Annotated in this window: 20 protein-coding genes, 1 tRNA gene and 1 pseudogene; 14 read left to right on the top strand and 8 right to left on the bottom strand. The window is 66.5% G+C overall.

What is annotated here, in order from left to right:
* Positions 1–11: 11 nt before the first annotated feature.
* Positions 12–1,652, bottom strand: a complete 1,641-nt coding sequence (locus FGF80_RS07430) for a potassium channel family protein (protein WP_138653115.1) — start codon at positions 1,650–1,652, stop codon at positions 12–14.
* A 164-nt stretch (positions 1,653–1,816) separates the two neighbouring features.
* Here FGF80_RS07430 and FGF80_RS07425 point away from each other — a divergent pair, with 164 nt between their 5' ends.
* Positions 1,817–2,614: a ZIP family metal transporter gene (locus FGF80_RS07425; protein ID WP_138653113.1), complete on the top strand. Its 798-nt coding sequence runs from the start codon at positions 1,817–1,819 to the stop codon at positions 2,612–2,614.
* A gap of 76 nt (positions 2,615–2,690) precedes the next feature.
* A complete protein-coding gene (locus FGF80_RS07420) occupies positions 2,691–3,134 on the top strand; it encodes a universal stress protein (RefSeq protein ID WP_006185851.1) in 444 nt (147 codons plus the stop codon).
* Between the two features lie 34 nt (positions 3,135–3,168).
* Here FGF80_RS07420 and FGF80_RS07415 read toward each other — a convergent pair whose 3' ends face one another.
* The 6 genes from FGF80_RS07415 to FGF80_RS07390 form a co-directional block, all read right to left on the bottom strand.
* Entirely contained in the window at positions 3,169–3,579 is a 411-nt protein-coding gene (locus FGF80_RS07415; protein ID WP_138653111.1) for a hypothetical protein, read from the bottom strand.
* 69 nt (positions 3,580–3,648) lie between these two features.
* Positions 3,649–4,116, bottom strand: coding sequence for a phosphopantetheine adenylyltransferase (locus tag FGF80_RS07410; RefSeq protein ID WP_006185849.1), 468 nt, complete (start codon positions 4,114–4,116; stop codon positions 3,649–3,651).
* 96 nt (positions 4,117–4,212) lie between these two features.
* Positions 4,213–4,812 carry a cysteine hydrolase family protein gene (locus FGF80_RS07405; RefSeq protein WP_138653109.1) on the bottom strand — a complete coding sequence of 200 codons (600 nt, stop codon included), beginning with the start codon at positions 4,810–4,812 and terminating at the stop codon, positions 4,213–4,215.
* Positions 4,809–5,606, bottom strand: a complete 798-nt coding sequence (locus tag FGF80_RS07400) for a YqcI/YcgG family protein (protein WP_138653107.1) — start codon at positions 5,604–5,606, stop codon at positions 4,809–4,811. The genes FGF80_RS07405 and FGF80_RS07400 overlap by 4 nt, the downstream gene beginning before the upstream one ends.
* Positions 5,607–5,863: 257 nt before the next feature.
* Positions 5,864–6,556, bottom strand: coding sequence for a YqjF family protein (locus FGF80_RS07395; protein ID WP_138653105.1), 693 nt, complete (start codon positions 6,554–6,556; stop codon positions 5,864–5,866).
* Positions 6,557–6,610: 54 nt separating this feature from the next.
* Entirely contained in the window at positions 6,611–7,351 is a 741-nt protein-coding gene (locus FGF80_RS07390; RefSeq protein WP_006185845.1) for an SDR family NAD(P)-dependent oxidoreductase, read from the bottom strand.
* Positions 7,352–7,465: 114 nt separating this feature from the next.
* Here FGF80_RS07390 and FGF80_RS07385 point away from each other — a divergent pair, with 114 nt between their 5' ends.
* Positions 7,466–7,924 carry a universal stress protein gene (locus FGF80_RS07385; protein WP_006185844.1) on the top strand — a complete coding sequence of 153 codons (459 nt, stop codon included), beginning with the start codon at positions 7,466–7,468 and terminating at the stop codon, positions 7,922–7,924.
* 122 nt (positions 7,925–8,046) lie between these two features.
* A complete protein-coding gene (locus tag FGF80_RS07380; RefSeq protein WP_138653103.1) occupies positions 8,047–8,511 on the top strand; it encodes a universal stress protein in 465 nt (154 codons plus the stop codon).
* Between the two features lie 50 nt (positions 8,512–8,561).
* On the opposite strand, the gene FGF80_RS07375 is transcribed toward FGF80_RS07380, so the two are convergent.
* Positions 8,562–8,996, bottom strand: a complete 435-nt coding sequence (locus tag FGF80_RS07375; RefSeq protein WP_006185842.1) for a hypothetical protein — start codon at positions 8,994–8,996, stop codon at positions 8,562–8,564.
* A 147-nt stretch (positions 8,997–9,143) separates the two neighbouring features.
* Here FGF80_RS07375 and FGF80_RS07370 point away from each other — a divergent pair, with 147 nt between their 5' ends.
* From FGF80_RS07370 to FGF80_RS19840, 10 genes and pseudogenes are all read left to right on the top strand, one after another.
* Complete coding sequence (locus tag FGF80_RS07370; protein WP_006185841.1) at positions 9,144–10,121, top strand: ROK family protein; 978 nt, start codon at positions 9,144–9,146, stop codon at positions 10,119–10,121.
* Positions 10,122–10,198: 77 nt separating this feature from the next.
* Positions 10,199–11,680, top strand: a complete 1,482-nt coding sequence (locus tag FGF80_RS07365) for an LVIVD repeat-containing protein (RefSeq protein WP_138653101.1) — start codon at positions 10,199–10,201, stop codon at positions 11,678–11,680.
* Positions 11,681–11,740: 60 nt separating this feature from the next.
* Positions 11,741–12,106: a NifU family protein gene (locus tag FGF80_RS07360; RefSeq protein ID WP_138653099.1), complete on the top strand. Its 366-nt coding sequence runs from the start codon at positions 11,741–11,743 to the stop codon at positions 12,104–12,106.
* Positions 12,107–12,259: 153 nt separating this feature from the next.
* Entirely contained in the window at positions 12,260–12,829 is a 570-nt protein-coding gene (locus FGF80_RS07355) for a hypothetical protein (RefSeq protein ID WP_006185838.1), read from the top strand.
* Positions 12,829–13,776, top strand: a complete 948-nt coding sequence (locus FGF80_RS07350) for a homoserine dehydrogenase (RefSeq protein WP_138653097.1) — start codon at positions 12,829–12,831, stop codon at positions 13,774–13,776. The genes FGF80_RS07355 and FGF80_RS07350 overlap by 1 nt, the downstream gene beginning before the upstream one ends.
* Before the next feature lie 368 nt (positions 13,777–14,144).
* Entirely contained in the window at positions 14,145–15,407 is a 1,263-nt protein-coding gene (gene tuf, locus FGF80_RS07345) for a translation elongation factor EF-1 subunit alpha (protein WP_130171397.1), read from the top strand.
* The gene (gene rpsJ, locus FGF80_RS07340; RefSeq protein ID WP_004215311.1) at positions 15,408–15,716 is read left to right on the top strand and encodes a 30S ribosomal protein S10; all 309 of its coding nucleotides are present in this window, start codon (positions 15,408–15,410) and stop codon (positions 15,714–15,716) included.
* 224 nt (positions 15,717–15,940) lie between these two features.
* Positions 15,941–16,633: a rhomboid family intramembrane serine protease gene (locus FGF80_RS07335; RefSeq protein ID WP_138653095.1), complete on the top strand. Its 693-nt coding sequence runs from the start codon at positions 15,941–15,943 to the stop codon at positions 16,631–16,633.
* A 180-nt stretch (positions 16,634–16,813) separates the two neighbouring features.
* A tRNA-Ala gene (locus FGF80_RS07330) sits at positions 16,814–16,885 on the top strand.
* 176 nt (positions 16,886–17,061) lie between these two features.
* Positions 17,062–17,454, top strand: a pseudogene (locus FGF80_RS19840) (SWIM zinc finger family protein); the annotation flags it as partial.
* Positions 17,455–17,698: the final 244 nt, after the last annotated feature.

Below are 17,698 nucleotides of genomic sequence, written 5' to 3'. Positions count from 1 at the left end.
GACGTCGGTTCTCAGGCGAGAAACCGTGCTTCGAAGGACTGAACGCTCTCGTCGGTACCAGCGAGCACGACATCGTCGCCCTCCTCGAAGACGAACGTCGCCGGATCGAACTCGGAGATCGTCTCGCCGTCCCTGACGGCGGCGAGGACGGTACACCCCGTTCGCGATCGAACGTCGGCGTCGACGACCGTCCGATCGGCCAACCGCCCGGCGGGTAGTTTGACGACGTCGATCTCCCTGTCGACGGCCAGTACTTCTTCGTCATCGAAGACGGTCGAGGCGAGCATCCGTCCGCTGACCGTGGCCAGCGACTGGACGTAGTCGGCACCCGCCCGGTACAGCTTCTGGACGTTGTCGGCGTCGTTCGCACGGACGATGATATCGACGGACGGGTTCAACTCGCGGGCGACGAGCGTCGCGAAGACGGCCGTCGTATCGTCGTCGAGGGTCACGATCACGGCGGAGACGTCCTCGACACCGGCCTCACGGACCGCATTCGGATCGCGAGCGTCGCCGACGACGTCGACGTCGGCCCTGTCGTCGCTGTCGAGGACGGTCACCCGTGTGTGCGCATCGGCGAGCGCGTCGCTCGCCGCCGCACCCGCCTCGCCGTAGCCCGCGATGAGCACGTGCCGGGCCGAAACGGCGTGGACCGTCGACATCGCCTCCGCCCGCATGGTGTCGATGCGCTCCGGTTCGCCCGCGACGAGTAGCCGCATCCCCGTATCGAACTCGCGGTCCGGCGGGATCGGACTCTCGAATGCGCCGTCGATCCAGGCACCGATCCCGTCGACGCCGAACCGTTCGCGGGGTTGGATTTCGTCGACGGTCCGGCCGCAGAGGTCGCTTCCCTCGGCGATCGACAGCTCGACCAGTTCCAGATCGTCGCCGATTTCGATCCCATCGTCGACCGCGGTCGTCACGGCCGTTGGCACCCGATGGGAGAGGCTCTCGCCGAGCAACTGGCGCGGCGACAGCACCTCGTCGGCGCCCGCGATGTCGTGGTACTCCGCGAGGCGCTGGTCCTCGACCAGCGTCACGATTCGGATGTCCGGATTCGCCTCGCGCGCCGAGAGAACGATGCTCGCGTTCACGTCGTCGGTCGCGTCGGCCACGACCGCCCTCGCCCGTTCGATACCGGCGTTCTCGAGTACGTCGGTCGACTCCGGGTCCCCGTGGACGACCCGATAGTCCGCCTCGTGGAGGTCCATGGCCATCTCCTCGTCTCCCTCGACGACGACGTACGTCTGACCGCGGGACTCGAGTTCCTCGATGAACGCCTCGCCGCGAGGCGTATACTCGCAGATGACGACGTGGTCCTCGACATCGGGTGCGACCGTGGGAGCCGTCGTCGCGAGCGTGTTTCGAAGCCACGGGACGGCGAAGACATCGACCCCCGTGAGAATCAGGCCGATCCCCGTTAGCTGGAGGACGATCATCAACAGGTTCATCTGGAGCGTCGACCATCCCGCGTCCTCGCCGTACCCAGTCGTGGTATACGTCTGGGAGATGATCTGGAGCGATCGGTAGAGCGGCTGTGGATCGTTCTCCAACGTCCCCATCCCGTAGTTGTACACCAGCGTCGAAATCATGGTGGTCACGGCCACCAGGGCGAGATAGTAGCCGGTCCGGCGGGATCGCCACAGTGACATACACGCGTCATTGACCGGCCGACTGTTGACGGTACCGGTCGATGGGGACGGGGGTCTCCCGCGCCAGCGACCACCCCTTCATACGACGGGCACATTGCCATCGAAACGGCCAGAGACGCTGGCTCCGCCGCAGATTTATGCCCTCGGTTCCACGTTCCCGACGGATGGCACTCCTCGAGAACCTCGCGCTGGTGTTCGTTGCTGGGCTCATTACCGCGCTGGCGACCGGCCTCGGCGCGCTCCCGTTTTTCTTCTTCGAGGGCATCAGCGATCGTCGAAACGTAATTCTCTGGGGGCTCTCCTCCGGGATCATGCTCTCCGCCTCGCTGTTCGGGCTCGTCGAGGAGGGGCTGGCCGAGGGGACCCCCCTCGAGCTCGCGATCGGGATTGCGGCCGGCGTCGCGCTCGTCGTGATCGCCCACGACGTGTTGATGGACGTCGAGATCGATCCTCGGCAGTACGAGGAAGCCGACTTCAAGAAACTCGTGCTCATTCTGGGGATTCTAACCGTCCACAGTTTCCCCGAGGGCGTGGCCATCGGCGTCTCCTTTGCCGATCTCGGACTCGAGGGTGGGACCGAACTGCTCGGCTTGACCATCCCGGTCCTGGCCGTCTTCATGACGGTCGCGATCTCGATCCATAATATCCCGGAGGGAACCGCGATTTCGATCCCCCTGCGCTCGATGGATGTCGCGAACTGGAAACTCGTCTGGTGGGCCGTCTTCTCGAGCCTGCCCCAGCCGATCGGGGCCGTCCTCGCCTTTGGCTTCGTCCGCTACGCACGCGAGTTCCTTCCGTACGGCTTCGGCTTTGCCGCCGGTGCGATGATCTACCTCGTCCTCACGGAGTTCATTCCCGAGGCGTTGGCGATCGGCGAGCGATTACCCTACGGCGGCAAGGTTCGGCTTGCCGCCGGCATCGGTATCGGCGTGCTGGTGATGCTTCCGCTGACCGCTGTCTGAGCCCTCGCCCGTCCCGGCCGTGGCGCATCCGTCGTTCCGGCAGGAATTTCACGGCCCTGGTCGTACGACTGGGACGATGTTCGACACGATTTTGCTGCCGACGGACGGCAGCGACCACGCCGCGGCCGCCGCCGAAACCGGCATCGAACTCGCGACCACCCACGACGCGACGGTGCACGTCGTCTGCGTCGCCGACACCGGGCCGCTGGGTGATCTCCGGCTCCCCGGCGATGCCGCGAGCGCCGAGGACGCGATCCGCGGCCAGGCACAGTCGTACGTCGACGAGATCGTCGCCCGGGCCGAGGCGGCCGGGCTCGAGGTCACTGGAACGGTCCGCGAAGGGGCGGCGGCGGAGGCGCTCCTCGAGTACGCTCGAGAGATCGACGCCGACCTCATCGTTATCGGGTCCCGCGGTCGCGGCGGTGTTCACCGGCTGGCGATGGGCAGCGTCACGGACCACGTCATCCGGTTCGGTGACGTGCCGGTTTTCGTGGCGAACTCGGGCTCTGACGACGACTAAGTCCCCGGAGTGTGACGACGAATGTGGACGCGCCTCACGATACGATCTCGTTGATCGCTTCCGTTCGGCGGCCGATCGACCAGCCGATGCACGCGAGGCCGGCGTAGATCCCGAGCGCGGGGACGGCATAGACGCCGAGCAACCCGTCGAACGGGAGTCCGAACGCGTCGAAGGCGAGCAGGAGCAACATCGAGACGAGGAGGAACGCGATCCCGATGTCCGCGAACCGCATGTCGGGAAACTCCTGGTGTCGTGGCGCAGCCGTCAGCCGGCCGAGCGCGTAAAACGCGAGCGTATACGTTACCCACCCGACACCCACGGTCAGCACGGTCAACACCACGTCGTCGGGAACGTATCGCGGAACGAACCGCAGGTGAATCAGCAGAGTCGCGAGCAGTGCGCTCGCCAGTAACAGGACCAACAGCGGTCGCCGATCTCCGGTCATTACCTACGTTGACAGTCTCCCGAGCTATTATTATTGCGTCATCGACTCGTTCGTCCGACGGGATCGACGCTACGCGACCGTCCGTCCGTGCTCGTCGATCTCCCCCGTCACGATCCGCGTCGAGGAGATCCGCTCGCCGTCGTCGGCATAGACGTAGGGAGCGACGATTCCGGATACCGGGTCGAACCCGCGCTCGCGGCGACGGTCGTTGATCGCCTCGAGTTCGGGGGCCGTCTCGGGTGACACCACCAACGCGTCGATCGACGGCTCCTCGGTCGCGATCCCGTACTCGGTCTCGAGCGCCCGGAGTTCGACGTCGCGGTCCCACTCGTCGAGTTCGCGGAGCGTCTCCGTAACCGCCCGCGTTCGCTCCTCGAGCGGCGGAACGGGGCGGGGTTCGTGGCGCGTCTCGACCGCCAGTTCGTCGCTGGTGAGCGCGACGACGACGCCGTCCGTGCCGAACCGGAGCGCGTGCTCGAACAGGGTTCGGTGACCGTCGTGGAGGGGGCCGAACGTGCCGGCGACTGCGACTCGCATACCGACTCGAGGACGGGAACCCGGTTAAGTGTGGGGAGGACGTCACCGGTCGCAAGCGAGAGACACGAGTCGAGCGTCACGGCCGGGCGGGTCGGCTCAGGACTGCTTCGCGAGGACCGCGTCGGTCGTCACCACGTCGGCGAACTCGCCCTCGAGGTGGACCAGTGCGGTGTGGTGGACCGTCGCCGCGTCGACGGACTCGCCGTCGAACGTCCGGTCGAAGGTCGCCGTCGCATCCCTGACGAGAAGCGGGTCGAAGCCGAGGTTCTCCGCCATCCGCGTGCTCGTCGAGACGCAGTGGTCCGTCGTGAGTCCGGCGATCACGAGCGTTTCGAGTCCCCGTTCACGAAGCCACGCCTCGAGTTCCGTCCCGACGAACGCGCTGTTGACGGCCTTTTCCATCGTCGTCTCGCCCGCGAGCGGTGCCGTCTCCGGCTTGAACGCAAACCCGGGTTCGCCGCGTCGGAGCGGCGAATCGGGCTCCGTGGAGTCGTGTCGAACGTGGACGATCGGCCGGTCGGTTTCGCGCCAGCGCTCGAGCAGCCGCGCCGCGTTCGCTTCGGCGTCGGGGTTGGTACGGTTCCCCCACGAGGGGTCGTCGAATCCCTGCTGGAAGTCGATCAGGACGAGGGCAGCGGCCGCGAGTCGCTCGTCGTCCACCGCGGGGTCGTCCGTGGCGCTTCCGCCGTTCGTCATGGAAGCCTCGCGGCGGGTTTCGGATGCGTCCGGGTGATCGTAATCGGGCACGTCGACGGGGCGCGTGCGTCGTCCTCCGAGAGCATGTACTGTGGCCACTCCCGGTCGCCCTCGACGCCCCAGTCGCCGAGGTCGGCGTGGGGACAGACGCCGTCGTACTCCTCGAGTCGTCCCTGAATGATGTCTCGGGCGCGCTGGCCGGCCTCGGTGTCGGCCGTCACCGAGAGGGACTCGAACAGCGCCCGCGGCTGGAACGTGATCTCGAGGCCGATGGGACAGTACCGGCTCTTGCGCTGCTCGTAGAACGGGGCTCGACAGGTCGGGAACATGGGCTCGCCGCCGAGGCAGAACTCCCAATGGGGGTCGTCGGGGTCCGTCGGGATGGAGTCGGGCCACGGATCGGGGTCGTGGAGGTGCAGCGTTTGCAACACGTGCCACAACGTCCGATGGTACTCCCGCTCGGACAGCGGTTCGGCCGGCGGTTTGAAGAAGGTGACGAGGGAGGCCCGCCCGGAGTGGTCCTCGTAGACGTCGAGGTACTCGAGGATCCGATCGCGGAGCGTCAGCAGGGCGTCCGCGTCGCTCATCGACGGCACGGCGGTGTAGAGCGGGTCGCCGTCCCGGACCGATTCGGCCCCGAAGAAACACGGGAACGACGTTCCGTTTCGCTCGCCGAGCACCCCCTCGCGAAACGAGTGCCAGTGGTCGGCGACCCACTCGGGGGCCGCACCGGTTCGAACGCGCCGATCGAGCGTTTCCTGGTCCATCAGCGACTGGATGCCAGGTTCGTTCATCGTACGTCCCCGTTCGGGCTCGCGAACATGTAGGTTCCGCTCTTTCCGGTCGACCGGTAACGACCGCGCCTCGCGTTCGCCGCCGGCGCACACGACGCCGCCCGCGAGGATTCGGGCACGGCGGCCGCCATGATTGACCAGCGCCCCTCGGAACCCCGTTTCTCGAGGTGGAACTCGAGCGAGCTGTCGGCGGCGTCTTCGACCGCCTCGAGGGCGTCCGCTTCGATCAGCGTCGGGTCACTACCCTCGCGGTCGACTTACCCCCACCGCCGATTCCGCGACGACGCGATGTCGACGCCGCGGCTGTAGTAACAGACCGGCGTCCCCGCGGGCGCGTCGAACCCGTTGGCCTCGAAGAGCGTGTTTCGCTCGATCTCGGCCGTCGCCGCACGGAGCGTCCAGGGCTCGTGGTCGATGTCGGCGTAGCGAAGCGTGCCGTCTCGAGCCGTCGTGTAGTAGCGGTAGTGCTCGGTGAGAAACGCCGCGAGCGAGCCGGGGGCAGGTGTGAACGCGTCCCCGACCGGCTCGTAGGTGCCGGCGAATTCGGCGGGCGACGCACCCGGATGCCGGCGCTCGCTGGTAAACGCGATTCCGCGGTCGGTCGCGGCGATCTCGATGTCGGCGTAGTAGTAGGGCAGCCGGTGGAAGAGACGCGCGCCGACGACGCCGAGGGCACCCGCCGCGTCGAGGCTGAAGAAGTAGACGCCGGGCTCGCCGTCCCGGCTGACGTACGTCCGGAGGTTGAGTTCGGGCAGGTCGACGCCGACGCTCGCTGGAACGCCTCGGGGGCGAACGTCGACGTTCAGATACGGCACGACCGAGAGCCACGCCCGGCCGTCGTAGGGCTCGACAGTGAGGCTATCGGGGAGTCGCTCCGAGACGACTGCCGGATCGACGGGCCAGTTGGCGAAGAGCAGATGTCGCCAGCCCATCGCGATCGGGAGACTCATACCGGAATCAGGGGCCGACCGCACGAAAAGCCGTAGCCAAACAGCGTCGAGGGCTCACACCGTCTCGGGCAACCAGCCACCGTCGACCTCGAGGTTCTCGCCGCTGACGTACTCGCTGTCCGGATCGAGGAAGAAGTACAGCGGCGCGATCAGGTCCTCGAAGTTCGCGGGTCGACCCCGCGGTAACTCCGCGGGGAACTCGTCGGAGTTCTCGACGACGTACGGCGAAATCGCGTTGACCGTGATCCCGTCGTCCTGCGTGTCCGCCGCGAGCATGCGCGTAAACATCAGCACGCCCTTCTTCGCGACGAAATAGGGGAAGTTCTTGGGACTGACGAGCCCCTGCTCGCTCGAGGCGTAGCCGATGTTGACGATCCGTCCGTACTCGTGCTCGCGCATCCCGGGCAGGGCGCGCTTCGAGCAGAGGTAGGTGCCGTTGAGATTGGTCTCGAGGACGCGGGTCCAGGTCTCGAACTCGAGGTCGGCCCAGTGGGCTGGCGCGAAGTCGCCGACGTTGTTGACTAGCACGTCGACGGTCCCGAGTTCGTCCTCGATGGCGGCGAACAGTCCGTCGACGCTGTCGGGGTCGGTCACGTCGCCCTGGACCGTCATCGCCGCTTCCGCGCCGCGGTCGCGGGCGGCGTCGGCCACCTCGCGGGCGGCGTCGGCGCTCGTGTGGTAGTGAACCGCCGTCCGCGCGCCGCAATCGGCCGTCGAGAGCAGGAGTTCGCGACCGACGCCCGTTGCGCTGCCCGTAACGAGTACCGTCTGGCCTGCGAGATCGGGACCCTCCATGCAGTGTCGGTCGGCGACGACGGGCAAAAATCGTCCGGAACCCGGGTCTCGGCGACCGGCGGTGGGTGTCTGCACCCCGCGGATTTACGGCGGTGCGCGGTCAATACGTCACCGATGCTAGACACGGTCTTGCTCGCCGTCGGTCCCGGCGACGGCGACCGCAGCGATCAACTCGCCGAAGCGGTGATCGAAGTCGCGAACCCGGCCGACGCGACCGTCGTCCTCGCCCACGTGTTCACCAGCAGCGAGTACGACGACGTGCTCGACCGCCTCGAGTTCGACCCCGATGTCGACGAGATCGACCCCGATGCGGTGGCGACGCGCCACGCGACGATCCACGATCTGGAGGCCGTTCTCGACGAGCACGACGTCGACTACGCAGTCCGGGGTGCGGTCGGCGAACACGGTCCGACCATCGTCGATCTGGCAGCCAGCGTCGGCGCGGACCGCGTCGTCGTCGGCGGGCGGCGGCGATCACCGACCGGCAAAGCGGTTTTCGGCTCGACGGCACAGGAAGTGTTGCTGTCGGCTCCCTGTCCCGTCACGTTCGTTCGCCACGACGACGCGGACTGAGCCGTGCACTGCCTTCGTCCGCCGAGCCGTCGGGAGAGCGGCTTCACCGCCCCGGGAGCGCGGTTTCCGCAATACTGCAACGACGAGAATACTTAAGCGGATGGCACAACCACTGTGACGGTATGGCAATCGATACGGTACTTCTCGCCGTCGGACCGATGGACACAGTGCGTGCGCCGGAACTCGCCGAAACGACCCTCGAGATCGCCGCGCCGCTCGAGGCGACCGTCGTGATCGGGCACGCCTTCACGGAGGAGGAGTACGAGGACATCCACGACGACCTTGGATTCGATGCCCGTGTTGACGATGTCGATCCGAACGCGGTCGCCGCCCAGCGCGCGCCGGTTCCCGAACTGGCCGATCGCTTCGAGGAGGCCGGCGTCGAGTACGAGATCAAGGGCGCGCTCGGCGAAGTCAGCACGAAGGTCGTCGACATGGCGATCGACGTCGACGCGGACCGCATGATCGTCGGCGGTCGCCGACGCTCGCCCGCGGAAAAGGCTGTCCTCGGCTCCGTCTCACAGGAAATCATCCTGCAAGCGCCCTGCCCGGTCACGTACTTCCGCGACCTCGACGTGATGGACTAGCGCCGACCCGGTCGGTCCCTGCTTTCTCCGGCTCCCACGTCGTAGTTCTCTTACTCCCGTTCGTCGGCGCGTCGTTTCCACGTCCGCTCCTGTCGGCGCTCGCGGACGTGTCGCTCGCCATCGGCCAGATCCCGTCGGACTCGTCGCTCGAGCGATCGGGTCTCCGCGAGCAACGTCTCCTGAAAGTTCTCGACGACGTCGTAGGACCAGCGGTCCTCGTCGACGACGCCGTGGGGGAGCAGGTCGGTCCGAATCGCGTCCGCGAACTCGTCGTGCCCAGCCGCCCTGAGCAACTCCTCGGCCCGATAGAGGTGATCCATCCCGTGACCCGTCGCGTGGTGGAACTCGAGCAGACAGCCCTGTGCGCGCTGGACCCACTCGAGGCCGAGTTCGACCTCGTGGAGCGCGTTACGTTCCGCGTCGGACAGCGTCGGTTCCGGTTCGGCGGACGGCTCCGTGGTCGGTCGGGTGTCGTCGGTACCCATACGGCGAACTATGTCGCATGCTACCATACGTGTGTCGCCGACGGCTCGCTGCCGGCCGGTTCCCGACCCGTAACGTATCGAAATCGCAACTCGTTGTCGAGTACAATCTGGGTAGTTAAGTACGGCCGCAGTCGTCCCCTAGACAGCATGGTCTACTATGCGGGCGTCGATCTCGGCGCGACCAACGTCCGGGCCATCGTTGCCGAGGCCGACGGGACGACGATCGGCGTGAGTCGCCGATCCACGCCACGCGGGCCGACGGGTATCGACGTGACGGAAGGTGTCCTTCGAACGCTTCGCGAGGCGTGCGTCGACGCCGGGATCGCTCCCGAGCGCATCGCCGCGACCGGCATCGGTTCGATCGGTCCGTTCGACCTCGCGGAGGGAGCAGTGATCGATCCCGCCAACCTCCCCGACTCCATCGACCGGATCCCGCTGACGGGACCGATCGCGAAACTGATCGACAGCGAGGATGTCTATCTCCACAACGACACCACCGCGGGCGTCATCGGCGAGCGCTTTCACGCCGTCAGCAACCCGGATGACATGGCCTACATCACCATCTCCTCGGGGATCGGTGCCGGCGTCTGCTGTGACGGGGCGGTCATGAGCGGCTGGGACGGCAACGCCGGCGAGGTCGGCCACTACGTCGTCGACCCGCAGGGTCGCCTGACCTGTGGCTGCGGCCGCGACGGCCACTGGGAGGCCTACTGCTCCGGCAACGCCATCCCCGACTACGCTCGACTGCTCGCCGAGGACGATCCGACGATATCGACGGCCCTCCCGGTCGAGGGTCCCGACTTCACGGCGAAAGACGTCTTCGAACTGGCCGGCGAGGACGAACTGGCTGATTACGTCATCGAGCAACTCGCCCACTGGAACGCCATCGGCGTGACCAACGTCGTCCACGCCTTCGCCCCGATCGTGGTCTCCTTCGGCGGCGCGGTCGCACTGCACAACGAGGACCTCGTCGTCGATCCCATCCGCGAACGCGTCTCGGAGATGGTAATGACGAACGTCCCCGAGATCCGCGTCACGGACCACGGCGACGACGTCGTCCTCGAAGGCGCGCTGGCGAGCGCCCTGACCGAGGGAACCGGGGATCGACGGCGGCTGCGAGGCTGACCGTCCGGCACGCGCCGCGGGAGACGGGCGCGCCGCGAGTGACTACCTCTATGTGGCTGCGTCCGGCTGTGTTGCGTATGGAGCGGAGAGCGTTCCTCGAGCGGAGTGGAGCCGCCGGTCTCGCCCTGTCCCTGCCGGGCGGCCTCGCGGCGTCCCGTCCGAGCGCCGCCGTCACCCGACAGTCGGCCGGCTACGAACCGCTCGGCCGCGTTTCGATCGACAACGCCGCGGAGGCCGTCGTCGGCGACGACGGCGAGACCGCGTACGTCGCCGCGACGACCGGCTTCGTCACCGTCGATGTCAGCGATCCCGCCGAACCGACGGTGCTCGCCGAAGAACGCGGCGTCGAAATCGACGGGAGCCCGCTAACGAACCTCCTCGATCTGGCCGTCGATGGCGACCGACTAGTCGTCGCCGGCCCCGCCCAGTCCGTGAGCCCGGTCGGCTCGGACGACCAGTATCTGGGCGTTCGCTGCTACGACGTGAGCGATCCCGCCGCCCCCGTCCCGACCGGCGCGTACGAAACCGGCTACCACGTCCACAACTGCTATCTCGAGGACGAATTGCTGTTCGTCCCCGTCAACACGGTGGACCGGAACGCGCTCGTGATCCTCGACATCGGTGGTGACGAAATCACGCAACTCGGCTACTGGTCCCTGCTGGACCACGAACCCAGGTGGGGAGATATCGTCTGGCTCGCTCGCTACCTGCACGATATCTACGTCCACGACGACATCGCCTATCTCCCCTTCTGGAACGCCGGGACCTATCTGGTCGACATCAGCGACCCGACCGATCCCAGCTACGTTTCACACGTTCGAACGACCTCCCTCGCGGACCAACGCCAGATTGACGACCCGATCGAGCCCGTCTACGGGCTGCCCGGCAACGACCACTACGCGATGGTCGACGACGCGGGGGACCTGCTGGCGGTCGGCCGGGAGGCCTGGGCCACCGGTGGGTCGGACCCCGACCGACCGGGCGGGATCGACCTCTACGACGTGAGCGATCCCGCTCGCCCGACACGCCGGGGGTCGATCGATCCGCCGCGGACGATCGACGAGTCCCGCAGGGGCGGCATGTGGACCACCTCGCACAACTTCGAGCTTCGCGACGGACACCTCTACTCCTCGTGGTACCGAGCGGGGGTCAAGATACACGATGTCTCCGACCCGACCGCTCCCGAACGGATCGCCTGGTGGCGCGACCCCGAGCGGACGGGATTCTGGACCGCACGCGTCGTCGACCCCGGGGAAACGTTCCTCGCGAGCAGTACGGAAGCGATCCCGAACGCGTCGATCGACGGGGCACTCTACACGTTCCCGATCGAAGCCGGCGAACAGGCCGACCCCCCTTCGCTTCAGGCTCCCGAAGACTGGGGGGACGACGATACCGATGCGACCGGCAACGGAACCGATACCGGCGGCGACCGCGACTCCGGCGGGAACGGGACCGGGGACGCCGATGACTCGATCCCCGGCTTCACCGGCATCGCCGGCCTCGTCGGTGGCGGGGTCGCCCTCGAGCGGCTACGCCGCCGCGGAAACGTTCAGGATTAATTCGACGGTATTCGGACGTGTGACCCAACTTATTCCCCGCTCGAGCGTCTAGTACGACCTATGACTGATTCCGCGGACGACCCGTCCCTGAAGGAACGCGTCGAGCAGTGGATGGCCCGGGAAATGCCGATCATCCAGATGCACGGAGGGACCAGCGCGGTGCGGGCGGCCGACCCCGAAACCGGCGAGGTCATCATCGAACTCGGCGGCGGGTGCTCGGGCTGTTCGGTCAGCGACGTAACGACCGGCAACATCGAGGCCGAACTCATCACGTGGCCCGAGATCGACGAGGTCACCGTCCGAGTCCCCGACGCGCGCGACAGCCTCGGCGGACCCGATCAGCCCGAATCGATCATGGGCGTCGATCGGACCGAAGGCGGCCGCGGCGACTGGGGCTCGTCGAATCCGGGGAAGGATCACCTCTGAGTCCCACGCGTTGCATCGGTCCGGACGTCCCGATCCGCGTGGTCCTTGTTGACAGGGGCGGTTAGTTTTGGGAAGTCCTATATTCTTTTACGCGCCCACTACGGACATTAGATATCATGACGAGTAGACGCCTACAGGCGGGAGGTGTCGGCGATGGGTAACGCGCCGGAGTCCGGCGACGAGGACGACCCCGACGCCGAGACCGACGGCGGCCTCCGGGCCTATACCGTCCGGCTCGAACTCGTCGACGAACCCGGCGAGTTGCTCCGCGCGCTCGCCCCGATCGCCGACAACGGCGGGAACTTGTTGAGCATTCACCACGAGCGCGGCAATATCACGCCCCGCGGGCACATCCCCGTCGAGGTCGACCTCGAGTGTCCGCCGGATCGATTCGACGACGTGGTCGAGGGACTCCGCGACGCCGGTGTGAATATCATTCAGGCCGGCGCGGAGCACTACGGCGAAGCGATCAGCGTCGTGCTGGTCGGCAACCTCGTCGAAACCGACCTCTCGAATACCCTCTCGCGGATCGAGGACGAGGCCGACGCCGTCGTCCAGGACCTCTCCTTGGCCGCACCGGAGGGTACTAACGGAATCTCGAGTGCGCGTGCGCGACTCGCGATCGACTCCGGTCGCTCCGGGGACGTGCTCGCGGCCATCCGATCGATCGGCACCGACAAGGACCTGACCGTCGTCGAACCCCTGCTCGGAGGTGAGGCCTGATGCGACTCGCGATCCTCGGTGCCGGCGATGTCGGTCGTTCGGTCGCCGACCTCGCCGGCGAGTACGACCACGAGGTCGTCGCGCTCGCCGACTCCACGTCCGCCGCAGTCGATCCCGACGGGATCGCCGTCGACGATGTCCTCGAGCGCAAAGCCAGCGACGAGGCCCTCGGGACCGGCAGCCCCGACGACGTCTTCGACACCGACTACGACGTGCTCGTCGAGGCGACGCCGACGACGCTTGGCGACGCCGAACCCGGCTTCACGCACGTCGAGCGCGCACTCGAGGCCGACCGCCACGTCGTGCTAGCGAACAAGGGGCCGGTCGCCGAGCGCTACGAGGAACTCCGCGCGCTCGAGGCCGACAGTGCGGGTTCGATCCGCCTCGAGGCGACCGTCGGCGGTGCGATTCCGGTGCTCTCGACGATCGAGGACTGCACGCCACAGGCCGTCACCGCAGTCCGGGGCGTGCTCAACGGCACCGCGAACTTCATCCTCACTCGGATGGCGGCCGAGGGGCTGGACTACGACCACGTCCTCGGGGAGGCTCAGGACCTCGGCGTCGCCGAGGCCGATCCGACGTTCGACGTCGACGGCACCGACGCCGCGCTCAAGTTCGTCATCCTCGCGAACGTGCTCGCCGACGGCGGCTTTTCGCTCGCGGACGCGACGGTCGAGGGCATCCAGTCGATCCCCGGCAGCGCGCTCGATCTCGCCGCCGAAGACGGCCGGACGATCCGCCTCATCGGCGAGGCGACCCGCGACGGCGTCCGCGTCGGACCGCGGCTCGTCCCCGAAAGCGGCGCGCTGGCCGTGACCGGCACGCGGAACATCGTCCAGATCGAGACGCGACACGCCGGCTCGCTCCACTCGAGTGGCCGCGGTGCCGGTGGTCCGGAGACCGCGACGGCAGTGCTTTCGGATGTCGGTCGGCTGCCGCCGCTGTGAGATCGGTCGGGTGTCCGTGACGCGCGCCGATTTCCGTCTCGGTTGACTCCCTTTCTCGTCCATTTCACTGTCGTGTGGCCGACCGGTCCGGACCGATGTCGTCGAACCGCGGGTTTCCGTCGTCGCCCTCGCCGGGTGGAGACCATCGACGCGTGCGTGTCGGCATTTCGGTGCTCGTCGGCGAGTTCTCACCGCTTCTCGGGCCGGGTTCTCACCGGCGGTTGCCGTCTTTCGAACGTTCCGTGTCGTGTGAATGCTAGCCAAACCGCAAGACGGCGTCGGGATGGGGAGAATACGCTTTCGAAATGGTTTTAACCGCAACGAGCCAAAGGGACCGATATAAGCGCCTCTGCGCGTGAGCTACAACAATGAGCGACCAACACCAGAACCTGGCCATCATCGGTCACGTTGACCACGGGAAGAGTACGCTCGTGGGACGACTCCTCTACGAGACGGGGAGCGTACCCGAGCACGTCATCGAACAGCACCGCGAAGAAGCAGAAGAGAAGGGCAAGGGCGGCTTCGAGTTCGCCTACGTCATGGACAACCTCGCCGAGGAGCGAGAGCGTGGTGTCACCATCGACATCGCCCACCAGGAGTTCTCCACGGACGCCTACGACTTCACAATCGTCGACTGTCCGGGTCACCGCGACTTCGTGAAGAACATGATCACGGGCGCATCCCAGGCGGACAACGCCGTCCTCGTCGTCGCTGCTGACGACGGTGTCGCGCCCCAGACCCAGGAGCACGTCTTCCTGGCTCGAACCCTCGGTATCGACGAACTCATCATCGGCATCAACAAGATGGACATCGTCGACTACGAGGAGTCGACGTACGACGAGGTCGTCGAAGAGGTCAACCAGCTGCTCAAGCAGGTCCAGTTCAACACCGAGGACGCCTCGTTCATCCCGATCTCGGCGTTCGAAGGCGACAACATCGCCGAGGAGTCCGACAACACGCCGTGGTACGACGGCGAAATCCTGCTCGAGGCCCTGAACGACCTGCCCGAGCCGGAGCCACCGACGGACGCGCCGCTCCGACTGCCGATTCAGGACGTCTACACCATTTCCGGTATCGGTACCGTCCCCGTCGGACGTATCGAGACCGGTCTCCTGAACACCGGCGACAACGTCTCCTTCCAGCCCAGCGACGTGGGCGGCGAGGTCAAGACGATCGAGATGCACCACGAAGAGGTGCCCAAAGCAGAGCCCGGCGACAACGTCGGATTCAACGTCCGCGGCATCGGTAAGGACGACATCCGCCGCGGTGACGTCTGTGGCCCCGCCGACGATCCGCCAAGCGTCGCCGAGACGTTCCAGGCACAGATCGTCGTCATGCAACACCCCAGCGTGATCACGGCCGGCTACACGCCGGTCTTCCACGCCCACACGGCACAGGTCGCCTGTACGATCGAGTCCATCGACAAGAAGATGGACCCCTCGAGCGGCGAGGTCGCCGAGGAGAACCCCGACTTCATCCAGTCGGGTGACGCTGCTGTGGTCACCATCCGACCGCAAAAGCCCCTCAGCATCGAGCCGTCCAGCGAGATTCCCGAACTCGGGAGCTTCGCCATCCGCGACATGGGTCAGACCATCGCAGCTGGCAAGGTCCTCGACGTCCACGAGAAATAAATGCAGCAGGCACGCGTTCGACTCGCGGGCACGAGTCCAGACGACCTCGACGACATCTGCGACGACGTCCGCGAGATTGCGAACAACACCGGCGTCAACCTGAGCGGACCGATTCCGCTACCGACGAAGACTCTCGAGGTGCCGACCCGGAAGTCGCCTGACGGCGAGGGCACTGCGACGTGGGAGCACTGGGAGATGCGCGTCCACAAGCGCCTGATCGATCTGGACGCCGACGAACGCGCACTCCGACAGCTCATGCGCATTCAGGTGCCAAACGACGTTTCGATCGAAATCGTCCTCGAAGACTAAGCGCTCATCGAGGCCGGTTCGATCACGAGCCGAATTCGAGCTATTTCCCCGTTTTTGCGGCCGTCGAACGCATCCCAGTAGCGGTAGCTAAACGCATCGAACGGCCAGGGTGGTCACGGCTGCCTCGGCGTCACCAGGCTCCCCACACCCTTCGCATGCCGCCCGATCGCACCCCCGACCAGTAAGTGCCGGGACTTTTGTCGCTCGCCGTCGCAGCCACCCGTATGGCGAGACACTCGCGGTCACGGTCGGGGTCCTACGCGCGGTCCGATCCCGGACGGGACCGGTCGGACGCGAACTCGAGCAGCCCCGTACTCGAGGTGCTCGTCGCCTTCGTGGTCGTCTTCGCCTCCCAGGGGATCACCGCGTTCGCGGGTATGATGGGCACGTTTTTCGTCCTCGCACCGCCGCTGACGACGAACCCGTGGACGATCGTGACGAGCGTCTACGCCCACAGCGGGCTGGGTCATCTCGTCTCGAACGCCCTCGCGTTGCTCGTCTTCGGCTGGCCGGTCGCGCGGGCCACGACGCGGTGGCGCTTTCACGCCTTTTTCGCGGGTACGGGCGCGATTGCCGGTATTGCCCAGGTCGCTCTGACCGGCGTCTTCGCCTCGCTGCCGTTCGTTCCCGTCGCGCCGACGGCCGTCCTCGGGGCCAGCGGTGCCGTCTTCGCCCTGCTCGGCTATCTCGTCGCGTCGAACCGGCTCTCGACGGGGCTGGCCTCGTTCGTCGACGTGCCACAGTGGCTCGCTGTCCTCGTCTTTCTCGGGCTCGCGACTGCGGTCACCCTCGCGACCGCCTCACCCGGCGTTGCGCTGATCGCCCACTTCGCCGGCTTCCTGGTTGGGGCCGTCGGCGGACGCGCTCGCATCCTCGCGGTCGGCTCGAGCGCTCGGACGGACTCCATGGGCAGTTGAGACTCGACGACGAACGGCACCCGGTGAGCGCCACGGCATTGGACTCGGACACGACGCATTCGTGGCCGTTCGATCGACGGCTGGTGAGTGTCCGCCTCGAGTCCGGCCCCCGTGGTGTCGTGTCCCGCGCCGCCCTCGAAACACAAGCTACAAATAGAAACCGGGGTTAGGAACGGGCGAGGGCTCGTAGATCAGTGGTAGATCGCTTCCTTCGCAAGGAAGAGGCCTCGGGTTCAAATCCCGACGAGTCCATTCCGCTGTTTTGACACTTCGAACTATCCGCTAAGTCGCATCGTTAGCGCTCGGGAAAATAGTTTGCTCTCCGACCTCGGTCGGAAACAACCGGGCAAAAATCCGAGTGATTCCTCCGAAATCAACCGGGCCGACGCCGTCCGGCGATTAGATCGAAGGAAATCGGGATGGTTCGCGTGAGTACCTTCCAGTCACCATCAGATGGTGGACCACTCGACTTCCTTACAGAACGCGACGGCGAGACGGAGTCGTGGGCTCGAGCGGACCCACGGGAGGCGCTGATCGAATCGTTCGGCCGGTTCGGCTACAAGGTCACGCTCAGAGACGGCGAGAGCGTTCACTACTGCGCGCTCGGGATCGAGGACGGCGAGTATATCGGTCGGTGCGACTGCAAGGGCTGGGAGTACCACGACGGCCCGTGCGCCCATCTCTGTACGCTCCGGAAGGCCGACTTCCTCGAGTTGATCGACGTGGTGTCGACCGACAGCAGTCCCGAGGACGACCACGAGATGCACCACGCGACCAACGAGGCACTCGAGGGTGAACCCCACGACGGGGCGATCGAACGGGCCTGCGTGGTCGATCTGCTCGGAGGAATCGACGAGGATGTACGCGTCGTCGATGTCCCGCACCTCGAGCTTGGAGCCCTTGAGCTGGTGTTTGACCGCGTCGACCTTACGGTCGTCCTGCTGGTCCGAGACGGAGTTTTTGATGTAGCTCGCGATCGTCGACTTCGGGTCGGAGACGACCTGAATGCTCTCGTCGGTCGGAGCCTGGTAGCCGAGCGCGACCCGAGTGTCTGCAGGGAGCGGG

Origin of the sequence: Natrinema pallidum (genome assembly GCF_005890195.1) — an archaeon.
Taxonomy (GTDB): Archaea; Halobacteriota; Halobacteria; order Halobacteriales; family Natrialbaceae; genus Natrinema; species Natrinema pallidum.
The sequence above is the reverse complement of the archived record's forward strand: the minus strand, read 5'-3'. Positions and strand labels throughout refer to the sequence as shown.